Genomic DNA, 14,809 nt, shown 5'->3' on the forward strand with positions numbered 1-14,809 from the left:
GGCCCCGCGGGGTTGGGGCACTATGGCGGAGTGGCAGCCGTGAGGTCGTCCGACCGAGACGCAGCGGGCCCGTTCCGGAGGACCGGACGGGCCCTCAGCCGTGCGGTGCGCCTGCCGTTCACCGCCGCCGCGCGGGGAATCCGGAAGGCGACCAACGCGCACGGCGCCGGCGAGTCGGGGCTCGGCAAGCTGATCGAGCTGCACGCCGTGAACGGCGCGGGCGATGTCATGATCACGGTCGCGCTGGCGTCGACCGTCTTCTTCTCGGTGCCCACGGACGAGGCGCGCGGGCGCGTCGCGCTCTATCTCGCCATCACCATGGCCCCCTTCACTCTTCTCGCTCCGGTCGTCGGCCCCCTGCTCGACCGGCTCCCGCACGGCCGCCGCGCCGCGATGGCGGGGGCCATGCTGACCCGGGCGGTGCTCGCGATCCTGATGTCCACCGCCGTGGTGACGGGCGGCCTGGAGCTGTATCCGGCGGCGCTCGGCGTGCTGGTCGCGTCGAAGGCGTACGGGGTGGTCCGCAGCGCGGTCGTACCGCGTCTGCTGCCGCCGCGCTTCTCGCTGGTGCGGGCGAACTCCCGGGTCACCCTCGCCGGGTTGCTGGCCACCGGCGTGGCGGCCCCGATCGGCGCGGGGCTGCACCACTTCGGCCCGAGGCTGCCGCTCTACGGCGCCTGCGCGATCTTCCTCGGCGGAACGTTCCTGGCGTTCACACTGCCGCACAAGGTCGACTCGGCGAAAGGCGAGCGCAGGGCCCGGCTGGTCCCCGTGCCGGCCGCCGTCACCGACCGGGTGCGGAACAGGGCGAAGGGCCGGGACGGCAAGGAGCGGCGGCCGACGCTGCGCAGCGTCGGCCCGTCCGTCCTGCACGGCCTCCAGGCGAACGCGACGCACCGCGCCCTCTCCGGCTTCCTCATCTTCTTCCTCGCCTTTCTGCTCCGCGAGCACCCGCTCAGCGGCCAGAGCGCGGCCGTCTCCCTCGGCGTCGTGGGCGTGGCGGCCGGTGCGGGCAACGCGCTGGGGACGGCGGTGGGCGCCTGGCTCAAGGCACGCGGCCCCGAGGTGATCATCGCGACGATGCTGGGGATGGCCCTGACGGCGGCGGTCCTGGCCGCGCTGCTCTTCGGCGGCGTGATGATGGCCGTGCTGTGCGCCGTCGCGGGCTTCTCCCAGGCGCTGTCGAAGCTGTCCCTGGACGCGGTGATCCAGCGCGATGTCCCGGAGCAGGTGCGGACCTCCGCCTTCGCCCGCTCCGAGACGCTGCTCCAGATGGCGTGGGTGGTGGGCGGCGCCATCGGGATCGCGCTGCCCCTCAACGGCGTGCTGGGGATGTCCGTCGCGGCGGGGCTCGTCGGGCTGGGCGCGCTCGCGGCGGTACGGGGGCTGATGCGCGCCGCCAGACGCCCCACCGGATATCCGCGCGTGGCCTGAGCCGCCGCCGCCGCGTGCCCACCGGCGCCGGCCCGGACAGGGGCCCGCGCGGCGGCCGGGACGCGGCTCGCCGTACCCCCTCGCCGTGCCCGAGCCGGCGACCGATAGCCTTCGCCCCATGACCGTTGCGTTCTTCTCTGGTAGGTCCCGCCGCGCCGGCGCCGCCCTCGGCGCGGTGTCCGCCGGGCTCCTCGTCCTCGCCGCCTGTGACAAGCCGACGCCGCTCGCGACCGTGACGGTCGGCGGCGACTCGGTCAACACGGGCGCAACCTGCTACAACGACGGCAAGGCCATCAAGGAAGCGGATATCCAGCCCTGCCTGAACAAGAAGGCCGAGAAGACCCTTGAGGTCTCGATGGACGACAAGCTCCGCTTCGGGGTCGACCCGGAGATCGCCGACCACGGCTGGACGATCTTCGTCAACGGTCAGCAGGCCGAGCAGGAGCCGTACAAGAAGACGTACCGGACCATCCCGGCCAGCGCCTTCCTGGCCTCCAGCCAGAGCGGCGAGACCACGAACGACGTCCAGATCAGCATCGTCGAGACCAGCGGCAAGTCCCTGACGGGCATCTGGCACTTCGAGTTCAAGAAGTCCTGACCCGGAACCCGCCCTGAGAGGCCCGCCATGCGTGTGCTTGTGGTGACCGCCGTGGCGGCGGAGGCCGACTCCGTCGCCGCCGGACTCGGCCGGTACGCCGCCTCCGGGGTACGGGAGCTGACCGGCGGGTACGAGGTGGCGGGCCACGCCCAGTACACGCCCCGGCCCGGGTCCGTGCAGATACCGGTCGTGGACGTCCTCGCGGGCGGGGTCGGCCCGGTCGCGGCGGCCGTGGCCACGGCGACGGCGCTGGCCTCCTCGCCGTACGACCCTCCGTACCACCTGGTGATCTCGGCCGGCGTCGGCGGCGGCTTCCAGCCCCACGCGCCCGTCGGCTCGCTCGTGGTGGCGGACTCGATCGTCGCTGCCGACCTCGGCGCGCAGAGCCCCGAGGGCTATGTCCCGGTCGAGGAGCTGGGCTTCGGGCGCGGCACGCATCAGCCGGCGGCGGGGCTCTCGGCCCGGCTGGCCGCCGTCCTGGACGCCGATCCGCTGATCCACGCGGTCCTCGCGCCCGTCCTCACCGTCTCCACCGTGACCGGCACCGCCGCCCGCACCGCCGAACTGACGGCCCGGCACCCACGGGCCGCGGCCGAGGCGATGGAGGGCTTCGGCGTCGCCGAGGCCGCCGCCGCCCACTCCGTACCGTGCGCCGAGATCCGTGCCGTCTCCAACGCCGTCGGTCCGCGCGACCGCGACTCCTGGCAGATCGGCCGGGCGCTGGACGCGCTGCGGTACGCCTTCACGCTGCTCACCCCCGTATTCGAGGAGCCGTCATGACCTCGCCGACCGCGTCCCCCTCGTCCGCTCTGCGGATCGCCTACTCGCCCTGCCCGAACGACACCTTCACGTTCGACGCCTGGGCCCACGGCCGGGTGCCCGGCGCTCCGGACCTCGATGTCACCTTCGCGGACATCGACATCACCAACGGCATGGCGGAGCGCGGCGAGTTCGACGTGCTGAAGGTCTCGTACGCGGTGCTGCCGTGGGTCCTGGACGAGTACACGCTGCTGCCCTGCGGCGGCGCGCTGGGCCGGGGCTGCGGGCCGCTCGTCCTGACCAAGGAGCCGGGCACGGATCTGACCGGCAGGACCGTCGCCGTACCGAGCGAGCGTTCCACGGCGTATCTGCTCTTCCGCCTCTGGGCGGCGGAGGTCGTCCCCGGCGGGGTCGGCGAGGTGGTCGTGATGCCGTTCCACGAGATCATGCCCGCGGTACGGGACGGCAAGGTGGACGCGGGGCTCGTCATCCACGAGGCGCGCTTCACCTACCGGGAGTACGGGCTGCACTGCCTCGCCGACATGGGCGAGCACTGGGAGTCCACCACGGGCCTGCCGATCCCGCTGGGCGCGATCATCGCGAAGCGCTCGCTGGGCGGCGAGGTGCTCCAGCTGCTCGCCGAGTCGATCCGCCGGTCGGTCCGGATGGCCTGGGACGACCCGGAGACCTCACGTCCGTATGTCCTGGAGCACTCCCAGGAGATGGACCCGGCGGTCGCTGACCAGCACATCGGTCTGTACGTGAACGAGTTCACCGCCGACCTGGGCACCGACGGCTACGCGGCCGTGCGCGGGCTGCTGACCCGGGCGGCGGCGGAGGGCCTGGTGCCGCCCCTCGACCGGGACGCGCTGCGGTTCGTCTGAGGTCCGCGGCCCCGGCCGGTGCGGCGGCGTGCGAAGACCCCGCCGAGGAGGTTCCGGCGGGGTCCTCACAGGCGCGGGACGGGCGGGCGCCGGCCTCAGACGTCCAGCTGGTCCGCCACCGCGCGCAGCAGGCCCGCGATCTTGGCGCCGTGGACCTTGTCCGGGTAGCGGCCACGCTCCAGCATCGGCGTGATGTTCTCCAGCAGCGTCGTCAGGTCCTGGACGATCGAGGCCAGCTCGTCGGGCTTGCGGCGCTGGGCGGCGGCGACCGAGGGCGCCGGGTCGAGGACCGTCACCGAGAGGGCCTGGTCCCCGCGTTGGCCCGCCACGACGCCGAATTCGACACGCTGGCCGGGCTTGAGCGCGTCGACTCCGGTGGGCAGGACCGACGAGTGCACGAAGACGTCGCCGCCGCCGTCACGGGAGAGGAAGCCGAAGCCCTTCTCGCTGTTGAACCACTTGACCTTGCCGGTAGGCACGTCTGTCCTCGTCCTCGTACTCGTTGGGGCGCTGGCGCGCGCGAAATCGGCTCTGCATAGCGCTGCGGCGGGTCCACCGACCCGCCGGTACCAAGGCTAATGGTCCAGGGCCTGGTGACAAGACGTCGCCGGCCCGTTCCTTTCCGCTGTTGTCGGCAGGGAACTACCCTGGGGGCGTGACTGCTACTCCTGCACCCCGCACGACGGACGCGACCGGACCCGGCGACGGGCTGGTCCGTATCGGCGCGATCGTCTTCATCGTGGGCGCGCTCGCCACGCTGATCACCGTGGCGCCGCTGTTCCTCGGCTCCGACCCCTTTCCGTCCGTCGCCTACCTCGTCTGCATGCTGATGGGCGTCGGCTTCGTCATCGCCGGGGCGGGGGTGCTGCGGTCGATCGGAGCGCAGCGCCGGCTGGCCAAGGCCGCCGCCGGGCGGTCCTGAAGGCCGGGAGCCGTCCCTGAACCTCGGGGGCGTTCCCGTGCGCCGGGGACGCCCGGCTAGGACGGCGCCGAGGCGTTCGAGCGCGCGTGCCGTACGGCCGGGGGCAGCGCCCTCACCGGAGTGCTCACCGCCGTCGCGCCCGCCGCGCGCGGCCTCGGCGCGGCCGGGACGGTCCGGCTCCGCACCCCCTGCACACCCGGTACGAGGAGCGGTGGGCGCCCGCGATCGGCTGGTTCACCACCATCGCGCCGCTCACCGTGGACATCCCGGGCGTGCCCGGCGTCATGGCGGGCGTACCGGCCACCCGCGCCGCGTTCCGGCGGGCCCGGGAGCCGCCGCGCTGCCCGTCGCCCGCGTACTCCCGGCCCTGCCCGCGCTCGGCGCGCCCTTCCGGCGCACCAGGGACGACGTGTTCATGGTGCCGTACGTGGACTACCGACGGCTCCCCGGCGCCGAACACCACGCCGGGTCGAACGCGCACCACATCAGCGGCGTGACGGCCACCGACGACGCGCAGTCCTGGCTCTCCCGCACCCAGACGCGCAGTCCTGGCTCTCCCGCACCCACGAGGGGCTGCACCTGCGCTCCCGCCACCCGGCGACACCGACCGCCGAACGGACCCTGCGCGCCTTCACCGCCGCCGTCGCGGTGCTCCTGGCGACGACGGCCCGGCCGGAGGGCCGGGCCGCCCGGCGCGGGGAGCGACGGGAGGCGCCCCGGCGCGGTGCGGCCAACGGCGTTTCGGCCGAAGGGCGTTGGGGGTGATCGGCTTCGTGGGGCCGGCGCTCAGGCGGCGCGGCCCGCGAGGTGGCTCTCCAGCCACGCCGGGAACCGCGTCAGGTCGTCGAGGATCACGTCCGCGCCCGCCGCGCGCAGTTCGGGCGCGGCGCACGGCCCGGTCGGTACGGCGACGGAGAGCGCCCCCGCCGTGCGGGCTCCGCGTACGTCCCCGGTGTGGTCGCCCACGTACACCGTCGCGCCGTGCTCGCGCAGCGCCTCCGCCTTCCGCTCGGCCCACAGCTGGCCGACGACGGCGTCCGGCTCGATGCCGAGGTGGTCGAGGTGGAGCGCGGCGCTCGTGCCGTGTTTGGCGGTGACGACGATCGCCCGGCCGCCCCGCTCCCGGACGGCGGCGACCGCCTCGTGGGCGCCGGGCATGGCGAGGGTCGGGGTGATCGCGAGCCGGAGGTAGATCTCGCGGTAGCGGTCGCGTATCTCGGCGATCCGCTCCTCGGGAAACCAGTACGCCAGCTCCACCTCCAGCGGCGGCCCGAGCCGGGTGACCGCGAGGTCCGCGTCGATCGGGACACCGGTCTCGGCGGAGAGCGCGCTGTACGCGGCGTGGATGCCGGGACGGGAGTCGATCAGGGTCATGTCGAGGTCGAAGCCGACCGTGGGCGCGGTGCGTGCCGTGGGAGAAGCCATGGGACCCATTGTGCCCAGGTGTGACAGACCGCCCCGGTGGCCGGATCGAGGTGCTTACACTGAGCCGGGCGTCCGCCCGACCCGCGCATCCGTCCGTCCCGGCCCCCGCGATTGGTTCCGATGTCAGCCGCCGCCCCGACGACCCGCTCCACGGGACGGGCCGCCCGACGCGTCCTCGTCGCCCGCCGGGCCGGCTGGACGGTGGCGGCCCTTCTCGCCGTACTGCTCGCCGTCCTGCTGAGCCTCGCGGTCGGCGCCCGCGCCGTCGCCCCCTCGGCCGTCCTGGACGCCCTGCTGCGCGGCGGGCACAGCGACGACGCCGAGGTGATCCGTCAACTGCGGCTGCCGCGCACGCTGATCGGACTGATGGTGGGAGCGGCGCTCGCGCTCGCCGGCACCGCCCTCCAGGGCATCACCCGCAACCCGATCGCCGATCCCGGGGTCCTCGGCATCAGCCAGGGCGCCTCGGTGGGGGTGGTGCTGGCCATCACGTTCGCCGGGGCGCACACCCTGACCGGCTACGTCTGGTACGCGTTCGTCGGCGCGGGCCTCGCTTCCGTCGCGGTGTACGCGATCGCCGCCGGCGGCCGGGGCGGTGCGACGCCCGTCAAACTCGCCCTCGGCGGCGCCGCGATCAACGCACTGCTGGTGTCGGTGACCACGGGGGTGCTGACGACTAACGCGGCGACGCTGGACGAGTTCCGCTTCTGGCAGGTCGGCTCCATCGCGGGCCGGGACGCCGAAGTGGCCCGCCAGGTCTGGCCGTTCCTGCTGATCGGCGCGGTCCTGGTGGGGTCCGTGGCCCGGGGCCTCGACGCCCTCGCGCTCGGTGAGGACGTGGCGAAGGGCCTGGGCCAGAACGTCGCGGTGGTCCGTGTGCTGGGCGGTCTGGGCGCGACGGTGCTGACGGGCGTCGGGGTCGCCGCCGCCGGGCCGATCGCCTTCGTGGGCCTGGCCGTACCGCACATCGCCCGCGCGGTCGTCGGCACCGACCACCGCTGGGTGCTGCCGATGGCCGCGCTGATCGGGCCCGTGATGCTGCTCGTCCCGGATGTCGTCGGCCGGATCGTCCTCCCGCCGGGCGAGGTTCCGGCGGGTGTGATGACGGCGCTGCTGGGCGTGCCGTTCCTGGTCACGCTCGTACGGCGGAAGGCGGTCCGGGCGTGAGCGGCGGTCCGGGGATGGGCGGCGGTCCGGGGGTGGGCGGCGGTCCGGGGATGGGCGGCGGTCCGGGGGCGAGTGGCGGTCCGGGGGTGGGCGGCGGTCCGGGGGCGAGTGGCGGTCCGGGGATGGGCGGCGGTCCGGGGGCGAGTGGCGGTCCGGGGGTGGGCGGCGGTCCGGGGGTGGGCGGCGGTCCGGGGGTGGGCGGCGGTCCGGGGGTGGGCGGCGGTCCGGGGGTGGGCGGCGGTCCGGGGGTGGGCGACCTTATGGGGTCGAGCGACCGTACGGGGGTGCGCGAGGGCCCCGGTACGGGAAGCGCTCCCGGCACGAGCGGGCCGCCCGGCACGAGCGGCACGAGCGGCCCGCCCGGCACGACGGCCGGCCGCCACGGCATCCGGCCGGCCGGCTACGCGCGCCTGCGGCTCGGCGGCGGGCGCGCCACGTTCCTGCTGCACCGGCGGGCGGCGGCCGTGGCCGCCGGGCTCGGGCTCGGGCTCGGCGTGGTCTGTGTCGCGTATCTGTGCGTCGGTGAGAGCTTCGTGGCGCCTTCCGAGGTGCTGCGGGTGCTGCTCGGGCGGGAGTCGTCGCAGCAATTCGTCGTGGGCACGCTGCGGTTGCCGCGCATGGTCGTCGGGCTGCTGACCGGTCTGGCGTTCGGGGTCGCGGGCGGGCTGATCCAGACCGTCGCCCGCAACCCGCTGGCCAGTCCCGACATCATCGGCATCAGCCAGGGCGCGGGCGCGCTCACGGTCGGCGCGATGACGTTCGGGGTCACGTCCTCCTCCGCGCTGCCGTATCTGTCCGTCGCCGGCGGTCTCGCGGCGGCGGCGCTCGTGTACGTCTTCGCGTGGCGCGGCGGCCTGCACGCCACGCGCTTCGTGCTCATCGGCATCGGCTTCGCGGTCGCGCTGCGCTCGGTCACCACCCTCCTCCTCACCAAGGGCGACCCCTTCGTGGCGCAGCAGGCCCAGGTGTGGATGACCGGCTCGCTGGGCGGCCGGGGCTGGGAGTCGGCCGCGCCGCTCGGCTGGGTGCTGACGGCGCTGGTCCCGGCGGTGGCGTGGGCCGCGTACGCGCAGCGCACCGTCTCGCTGGACGACGACACCGCGACCGCGCTCGGGGTCCGGCTCGGCCGCGTGCGGCTCGGGCTGGTGCTGCTGGGGGTGGTGCTGGCCTCGGTCGCGACGGGAGCGGCGGGACCGGTGGACTTCGTGGCGCTGCTCGCCCCGCAGATCGCCCGGCGGTTGACCCGTACCGCGCAGATCCCGCTGCTGTGCTCGGCGTTGCTGGGGGCGGTGATCGTCGTCCTCGCGGATCTGCTGGCGCGACGGCTGCTGGCGCCGACGGAACTCCCGGTGGGCGTACTGACGGCGGCGGTGGGCGCCCCGTATCTGATCTGGCTGATCATCCGCGGGCGCGCCGCGGGCACCGGCGCGGGAGGCACAGCGTGAGCAGACTGGTCGCCCGGGAGCTGACGCTCGGGTACGAGGACCGTACGGTCGTCCACGAACTGGACCTCGCCGTCCCCGACGGCCGGGTGTCGGTGATCGTCGGCCCGAACGCCTGCGGCAAGTCGACCACCCTGCGCGCGCTGGGGCGGCTGCTGGCGCCGAAGGGCGGCTCCGTCCTGCTGGACGGTACGGAGCTGGCGCGGACGCCGACGCGGCGCGTCGCGCGGTCGATCGGTCTGCTGCCGCAGTCACCCGTGGCGCCGGAGGCGATCACGGTCGCTGACCTGGTGTCGCGCGGCCGTCAGCCGCATCAGCGCTGGTGGCAGCAGTGGTCGGACGAGGACGAGCGCGCCGTGACGGAGGCGATGGCGCGTACGGATGTGACCGCGCTCGCCGACCGCCCGGTGGACGAGCTGTCGGGCGGCCAGCGCCAGCGCGTATGGATCGCGATGGCCCTCGCGCAGGAGACGGAGCTGCTGCTCCTGGACGAGCCGACGACGTTCCTCGACATCGCCCACCAGGTGGAGGTGCTCGATCTGGTCCGCCGGCTCAACCACGAGCAGGGCCGTACGGTCGTGATCGTCCTGCACGACCTCAACCAGGCGGCCCGGTACGCGGATCACCTCGTCGCGATGAAGGCGGGCCGCGTCGTCGCGGAGGGAGCGCCGTCCGAGGTGGTGACGCGGGAGCTGGTGCGGGAGGTCTTCGGTCTGGAGTCGGTGGTGATCCCCGACCCGGTGACGGGCTCGCCGCTGGTGGTGCCGGGGGCGCCGTACAGCCCGGACCGCCCGGACCGCACGGACCGCACGGACCGCACGGACCGCACGGACCGCGCCGACCGTACGGACCGGGCCGACCGCACGGGTGACGGACCCCGTAGGGGCAGCCTCGCCCCGTAGGACCCGTAGGACCCGTAAGGCCCGTAGGACCCGTAAGGCCCGTAGGACCGGCGGGACCCTGGGGGCAACCCTCGTCCCTGTCAGGGGCGTTCACCGTCGTTGCCTGGGTAGGAGGGGGCCAGGGGGCGGACGGCCCCTGCCCCGGTTCCGCACCGGGGGCCAATCCGGCAGAGGGCGGGAACAGCGCTATGGCATCGGCACATGGACAGAACTACGGCTACCCGGGGGCCGATCCGTACGGGGGCCCGGCTCCCCGCAACGGCCTCGGTATCGCCGCGCTGGTGGTGGGGCTGGTCGGTCTGCTGCTGTTCTGGACGGTCATCGGCGGGATCGTGCTCGGCCTGCTGGCGATCGTCTTCGGCGTCATCGGCTTCCTGCGCGGCCGACGCGGGGAGGCGACGAACGGCACGATGTCGCTGATCGGCGCTGTCATCGGCGCGCTCGCGCTCCTCGTCTCCGGGCTGCTCATCGTGCTGGGGATGTCGTTCCTGAAGAGTGAGGAGTTCACCGATCTGCGGGACTGCCTCCAGAGCGCGGACACCCAGGCCGAACAGCAGAAGTGCCAGGACGACTTCAAGGACAGCGTGAACTGACCCGGCAGGACGGCGTGCACCGGCCCGGAGGGGGCGTCCCGGCAGGGGCGAGGGCGGTACCCGGGGCTGCTACCTGGGTACCCGCTTCCGCCGGGCCCGCCACACGAGATACAGCGCCGACGACACCGCAGCCGTACGGAGCACCACCGGCCACACCCCGGTGAGGACCTCCGCCAGGCCGTCCTTGGGGATCGCCTCGCCCCAACGGCCGTCCAGGCGGCCCCAGATCCAGAGCAGACCGCCCGCCGCCGCGACACCCGGCAGGCCGAAGACCGCCCACTTGGCCTCGGCGCGCGAGAGGGTGCGGGAGGCGTACGCGAGGAGCCAGCCGCCGCCCAGCGCCAGCCACGAACCGAGGAAGGCGCCCGCGACGAGGAGCGCCGCCGCCAGCATGAGGAGCGGGCTGGAGAACCCCATGGCGGGCTTGTCGGCGCGGCGGCCCGGCACCAGGCGCGGCAACCGCCGGCGGCGACGGCCCTCGCCGACCACGCCCGTCGCCTCGCCCGTCCCCGTCCCCGTGCCCTTGCCCGCCACGGGTTCGACGGGTTCGACGGCTTCCCCGGCCTCGCCCGGCTCGGCGGGCTTCGTCACGCGCCGCCCGTTCGCGGACGCGGTGCGCGCCGCCGGGTCCTTCCCCGCGCCGCCCGCCGCCGCGCCCCCGGCGCCCTTGGCGCCCTCCGCGCCCTTCTCGGCGTCCTGCTTCGGCGGCGCCTGGAGGATCTCGGGGATCTCGATGCCGCCCACGAACCCGGTGCCGTGCCCCGGACCGCGCGCCGGCTCACCGAACGGTCCCGCTTCGATCCGCCACCAGTCGGGGGCAGGACCGGAACCCGGGACGGAATCCGGGAAGGAATCCGGGACGGAATCCGGAGCGGGGGCCGGGATGGGGTCCGGCGGCCGGGGCCTGACGGGACCTTCACCCCGGTCGGGGCGCTCCGGCTTGTCCAGGCTCGGCGCCCCGGACGACCGAAGCGGCGCCGACGCCTCCGGTGACTCCGCCGACCCCGGTGACTCCGCCGACTCCAGTGCCCCTGGCGTTTCCCGCGCCTCCCACACCTCCAGCGGCACCTGCGGCACCTGCGGCACATCCGGCACCTGCGGCTTCCGGGCATCCACCGGCCGCTGCTGAGCCGACGACTCCTCGGCAGCCTCCCGCGCCCCCTCAGCCTCCCGGGGCCTCTCCGGCGGTGCGGGGGCGCCGGTGGGCGGCTCCCACGACTCCTCGGCGGGTACGGGGACCATGGGGCCGGCGCGCTCCGGGGCCGGCCTGCCGCCCTCGGGCGCCTCCTGGCTCCCCCTGCCCTCTTGACTCCCCCTGCCCCCGTGGCTCCCCCTGCCCCCGTGGCTCCCCCTGCTCCTCTCGCCGCCCTTGCTTCCCTTACCGCCCTTGTTTCCCCCGCTTCCCCCGCTTCCCCTGCTTCCTTTTCCGCCCATGGTGCCCACCGCCCCCATGAGCCCCTTTATCCCCGCTCCCATCGGCCGCGCCCGCTGCTCCGGTACGGCCTGTACCGCCGCCGTCACGCCCTCGGCCCCGCCGTGCTCGACTGCCGCCCGTACCAGCGCCGCCGGTTCGCCCAGCCGCCCCAGGATGCGGCGCACGGCCGCCGGGCTGTCGGTCGCGTACTTGCCGCGCTGGCGGTCGATCTCGTTCCGCAGCGTCGAGACGAGCCGCATCCGGTCCCCGGAGGGCAGCTGTTGCTGCTGCGCCGCGTCCCCGACCCGGCTCAGATAGTCGTACACGAGCTGATCGCTCTCGATCCCCACGCAGTCCTCCCCGCACCAGCGCGCACCAGCGGCAATGCCGCACCGCCACCCATGTGCCCGCCGTCACGACGGCCACTCGCACGCGATGCTGGCGGAGTCATCCTCGTACGTCCAGTACCTACCTGCCGTACGCGGCCGGCCGCGTCCGGCTCGGGGCCAGATCCGACCCGGTGGCCGTCGGCCGCGGCTTCTCCCACTCCCTGATCGACGGACGGGCTAACGTGGAACGGATGGGGATCCGCGAAGCCCGAGCAGGAGGCGCACGTGCCTGAAGGAGTTCCAGAGGGGACCGGCAGTACGCCACCGCGCACGCTCGCGGAGGCGCTGCGCACCCGGGGTGACCGTTCGCTCACCGCCCTCCTGCGCGCCCGGCCCGATCTGCTCAGCCCCGTACCCAACGACCTGTCCCAGCTGGCGACCAGGGCCGGCACCCGCGCCTCGGTGGTGCGGGCGCTGGAGCGGCTCGACCGGTTCACGCTCCAGACGGCGGAGGCGCTGGCCGTCGCGCCTGAGCCCGCGCCGTACGACGCGCTGCGCGCGCTGCTGACCGGCGACGAGGGCGACGAGCGGATCGAGGCGGCGCTGCCGGCCGCCGTGGAGACCCTGCGGGACCAGGCGCTGATCTGGGGCGGGAACGACCGGCTGCGGCTGGTCCGTACCGCCCGTGAGCTGCTCGCGCCCTCCCCGAGCCACCCCTCGCCCACCGGTCTCGGGCCGACCGTCGCGGAGGCCACGGCGGGCATGTCGCCGGGCCGGCTCCAGGAGATCCTGGTCTCGGCGGGGCTGCCCTCCACCCATGACCCGGTCTCGGCGGTCTCCTCGATCACCGCGCTGTTCACCGACAGGACGCGGATGGCGGCGCTGCTGGACACGGCACCGATGGAGGCGCTGTCGGTGCTGGACCGGCTGGTGTGGGGGCCGCCGTACGGGGAGGTGACGGCGAGTCCCACCCCGCCGGTGCGCTGGCTGCGCGACCGGGGGCTGCTGCTGCCGGCGACCGCCCGTACCGTCGTCCTGCCGCGCGAGGCGGCCCTGCATCTGCGCGCGGGGCGCGCGCACCGCAGGCCGGAGCCGGTGGCGCCGGCGGTGGCGCCGCGCGCCGAGACGACCGGGTCGGCGGGGTCGGCGGGGTCGAGCCGTCCGCAGGTGGTGGACAGCACGGCGGCGGCGCAGGCGTACACGGCGCTCGCCACCGTGGAGGAGCTGGCCAAGGACTGGAACGAGGGCGGGCCGAACGTCCTGCGGGCCGGGGGCCTGTCCGTCCGCGACCTGAAGCGGACCGCCGCCGCGCTGGACGTCACCGAGCCCGTCGCTGCCTTCTGGATCGAACTGTCCTACGCGGCAGGGCTGTTGGCACCGGACGGGCAGACGGACGAACGGTACGCGCCGACGCCCGCTTACGACGACTGGCAGGAGCTGCCCGCCCCCGAGCGGTGGGCGCGGCTCGCCACCGCCTGGCTGGCGGCGACCCGTACGGCCGGGCTGGTCGGCAGTCAGGACAGCAAGGGCCGCACGCTCGCCGTGCTCGGCCCCGACCTGGACCGGGGACCGGCGCCCGAGGTGCGGCGCCGCATCCTGGAACTCCTCGCGACGCTGCCCGAGGGCACGGCCCCCGACCCCGAGTCGCTGCTCGCCCGGCTGCGCTGGGAACGCCCGCTGCGCGGCGCGTCGGCGGGCGGGCGCCCCGACGACCTGCGCTCGCGGCTCGCCGCGTGGACGATGAACGAGGCGGAGATGCTGGGCTTCACGGGTCGGGGCGCGCTCTCGTCCCACGCCCGCGCGCTGCTGTCACCGCGGGACGCGGAGGCCCTTACGGGTGGCCCTGCTCCTACGGGTGGTCCCGCTCCTACGGGTGACCCTGCCCCTACGGGTACGGGCGCCGGTAGCGCCACCGATTCGGCGGCGGCCGGGGCACGTGCCGCGCGGGTCCTCGCGCCGCTCCTGCCCGCGCCGCTCGACCACGTACTGCTCCAGGCCGACCTCACCGCCGTGGCCCCCGGTCCGCTGCTGCGCCCGCTCGCCGAGCTGCTCTCGATCGCGGCGGACGTCGAGTCGAAGGGCGGCGCGACCGTCTACCGCTTCACGCCCGGTTCGGTGAGACGCGCTCTCGACGCCGGGCGGTCGGCCTCCGACCTGCACGACTTCCTCAAGGCCCACAGCCGTACGCCGGTGCCGCAGCCGCTCGCCTATCTGATCGACGACGTGGCCCGAAAACACGGCCACCTGCGGGTCGGCACGGCCTCCGCTTACGTGCGGTGCGACGACGAGGCGGTGCTCGACGAGATCCTGGCGGACAAGCGCTCCCAGGGCATGCGGCTGCGCAGGCTGGCCCCGACCGTCCTGGCCGCGCACACGGAGGCGGCGGCGCTGCTCGACGGGCTGCGCACCATGGGGTTCGCGCCGGCGGCCGAGTCCAGCGAGGGCGATGTCATGATCACCCGCGCCCTCGCCCATCGCACGCCGCCACGGGCGGCCCCCGCTCCCGTACCGGACGGCCCGCCGACGCCGGACGCGACGCTGCTGAGCGCGGCGGTGAAGGCGATCAGGGCCGGGGACATGGCCGCGACGGTCGTCCGCAAGCCGCTGCCGGAGGCCACGGTCCCGGCGCCCGCGTCGTCGGGCGCCGCCTCTTCGAGGGCGGCGGCCGTGAACGACGCGCTCCCCCGCACCACCCCCGGCGAGACCCTCGCGACCGTCCAGGCCGCCGCCATGACCGGCTCGGCGGTCTGGATCGGCTACGTCAACGCGGACGGCGCGGCCAGCCAGCGCGTCATCGCGCCGGTACGGGTGGAGGGCGGCTACGTCACGGCGTACGACCACACGGCGGACGAGGTCCGCACGTACCCCCTGCACCGCATCACGGGCGTGGCGGAACTGGCCGACGACCCGGCCTGACCCCCGGCACGGCTCCCGCCCTCA

At 74.9% G+C, this 14,809-nt stretch carries 14 protein-coding genes; 10 read left to right on the forward strand and 4 right to left on the reverse strand.

Annotated elements, in window-relative coordinates:
* The first annotated feature begins 30 nt into the window (after positions 1–30).
* The 4 genes from ACFY6S_RS16305 to ACFY6S_RS16320 all read left to right on the forward strand — a co-directional run bounded on the left by ACFY6S_RS16305 (position 31) and on the right by ACFY6S_RS16320 (position 3,675).
* On the forward strand, positions 31–1,434 hold the full coding sequence (locus ACFY6S_RS16305) for an MFS transporter (RefSeq protein ID WP_388816766.1): 1,404 nt from the start codon (positions 31–33) through the stop codon (positions 1,432–1,434).
* 118 nt (positions 1,435–1,552) lie between these two features.
* Positions 1,553–2,032, forward strand: coding sequence for a DUF2771 domain-containing protein (locus tag ACFY6S_RS16310; protein WP_388816769.1), 480 nt, complete (start codon positions 1,553–1,555; stop codon positions 2,030–2,032).
* Between the two features lie 27 nt (positions 2,033–2,059).
* Entirely contained in the window at positions 2,060–2,812 is a 753-nt protein-coding gene (locus ACFY6S_RS16315; RefSeq protein WP_388816772.1) for a futalosine hydrolase, read from the forward strand.
* Positions 2,809–3,675 (forward strand): 1,4-dihydroxy-6-naphthoate synthase, encoded by an 867-nt coding sequence (locus ACFY6S_RS16320; RefSeq protein ID WP_388816774.1) that lies wholly within the window; start codon positions 2,809–2,811, stop codon positions 3,673–3,675. The genes ACFY6S_RS16315 and ACFY6S_RS16320 overlap by 4 nt, the downstream gene beginning before the upstream one ends.
* Before the next feature lie 95 nt (positions 3,676–3,770).
* Here ACFY6S_RS16320 and ACFY6S_RS16325 read toward each other — a convergent pair whose 3' ends face one another.
* Positions 3,771–4,154 carry a cold-shock protein gene (locus ACFY6S_RS16325; protein WP_114622617.1) on the reverse strand — a complete coding sequence of 128 codons (384 nt, stop codon included), beginning with the start codon at positions 4,152–4,154 and terminating at the stop codon, positions 3,771–3,773.
* A gap of 176 nt (positions 4,155–4,330) precedes the next feature.
* On the opposite strand from ACFY6S_RS16325, the gene ACFY6S_RS16330 reads away from it, so the two are divergent.
* Complete coding sequence (locus ACFY6S_RS16330; protein WP_388816777.1) at positions 4,331–4,597, forward strand: hypothetical protein; 267 nt, start codon at positions 4,331–4,333, stop codon at positions 4,595–4,597.
* Between the two features lie 124 nt (positions 4,598–4,721).
* On the opposite strand, the gene ACFY6S_RS16335 is transcribed toward ACFY6S_RS16330, so the two are convergent.
* On the reverse strand, positions 4,722–5,078 hold the full coding sequence (locus ACFY6S_RS16335) for a hypothetical protein (RefSeq protein WP_388816780.1): 357 nt from the start codon (positions 5,076–5,078) through the stop codon (positions 4,722–4,724).
* A 305-nt stretch (positions 5,079–5,383) separates the two neighbouring features.
* Positions 5,384–6,022 (reverse strand): HAD family hydrolase, encoded by a 639-nt coding sequence (locus ACFY6S_RS16340; RefSeq protein ID WP_388816783.1) that lies wholly within the window; start codon positions 6,020–6,022, stop codon positions 5,384–5,386.
* Positions 6,023–6,142: 120 nt separating this feature from the next.
* Here ACFY6S_RS16340 and ACFY6S_RS16345 point away from each other — a divergent pair, with 120 nt between their 5' ends.
* The 4 genes from ACFY6S_RS16345 to ACFY6S_RS16360 all read left to right on the forward strand — a co-directional run bounded on the left by ACFY6S_RS16345 (position 6,143) and on the right by ACFY6S_RS16360 (position 10,126).
* Positions 6,143–7,189: a FecCD family ABC transporter permease gene (locus ACFY6S_RS16345; RefSeq protein WP_388816785.1), complete on the forward strand. Its 1,047-nt coding sequence runs from the start codon at positions 6,143–6,145 to the stop codon at positions 7,187–7,189.
* A gap of 260 nt (positions 7,190–7,449) precedes the next feature.
* Complete coding sequence (locus tag ACFY6S_RS16350) at positions 7,450–8,634, forward strand: FecCD family ABC transporter permease (RefSeq protein WP_388816788.1); 1,185 nt, start codon at positions 7,450–7,452, stop codon at positions 8,632–8,634.
* Complete coding sequence (locus tag ACFY6S_RS16355; protein ID WP_388816791.1) at positions 8,631–9,533, forward strand: ABC transporter ATP-binding protein; 903 nt, start codon at positions 8,631–8,633, stop codon at positions 9,531–9,533. The genes ACFY6S_RS16350 and ACFY6S_RS16355 overlap by 4 nt, the downstream gene beginning before the upstream one ends.
* 188 nt (positions 9,534–9,721) lie before the next feature.
* A complete protein-coding gene (locus ACFY6S_RS16360) occupies positions 9,722–10,126 on the forward strand; it encodes a DUF4190 domain-containing protein (RefSeq protein WP_388816794.1) in 405 nt (134 codons plus the stop codon).
* Between the two features lie 69 nt (positions 10,127–10,195).
* On the opposite strand, the gene ACFY6S_RS16365 is transcribed toward ACFY6S_RS16360, so the two are convergent.
* On the reverse strand, positions 10,196–11,890 hold the full coding sequence (locus ACFY6S_RS16365; protein WP_388816797.1) for a hypothetical protein: 1,695 nt from the start codon (positions 11,888–11,890) through the stop codon (positions 10,196–10,198).
* A 264-nt stretch (positions 11,891–12,154) separates the two neighbouring features.
* On the opposite strand from ACFY6S_RS16365, the gene ACFY6S_RS16370 reads away from it, so the two are divergent.
* The gene (locus tag ACFY6S_RS16370; RefSeq protein ID WP_388816800.1) at positions 12,155–14,785 is read left to right on the forward strand and encodes a helicase C-terminal domain-containing protein; all 2,631 of its coding nucleotides are present in this window, start codon (positions 12,155–12,157) and stop codon (positions 14,783–14,785) included.
* The last annotated feature ends 24 nt before the right edge of the window (positions 14,786–14,809 follow it).

Source organism: Streptomyces sp. NPDC012835 (assembly GCF_042900885.1).
Classification (GTDB): Bacteria; Actinomycetota; Actinomycetes; order Streptomycetales; family Streptomycetaceae; genus Streptomyces.

Bases quoted from the DNA above. Each gene is read 5' to 3' on its own strand.
- ACFY6S_RS16360 (WP_388816794.1), top strand. From the start codon at position 9,722: ATGGCATCGGCACATGGACAGAACTACGGCTACCCGGGGGCCGATCCG.
- ACFY6S_RS16310 (WP_388816769.1), top strand. From the start codon at position 1,553: ATGACCGTTGCGTTCTTCTCTGGTAGGTCCCGCCGCGCCGGCGCCGCC.
- ACFY6S_RS16315 (WP_388816772.1), top strand. From the start codon at position 2,060: ATGCGTGTGCTTGTGGTGACCGCCGTGGCGGCGGAGGCCGACTCCGTC.
- ACFY6S_RS16340 (WP_388816783.1), bottom strand. From the start codon at position 6,022: ATGGCTTCTCCCACGGCACGCACCGCGCCCACGGTCGGCTTCGACCTC.
- ACFY6S_RS16350 (WP_388816788.1), top strand. From the start codon at position 7,450: ATGGGGTCGAGCGACCGTACGGGGGTGCGCGAGGGCCCCGGTACGGGA.
- ACFY6S_RS16320 (WP_388816774.1), top strand. From the start codon at position 2,809: ATGACCTCGCCGACCGCGTCCCCCTCGTCCGCTCTGCGGATCGCCTAC.
- ACFY6S_RS16345 (WP_388816785.1), top strand. From the start codon at position 6,143: ATGTCAGCCGCCGCCCCGACGACCCGCTCCACGGGACGGGCCGCCCGA.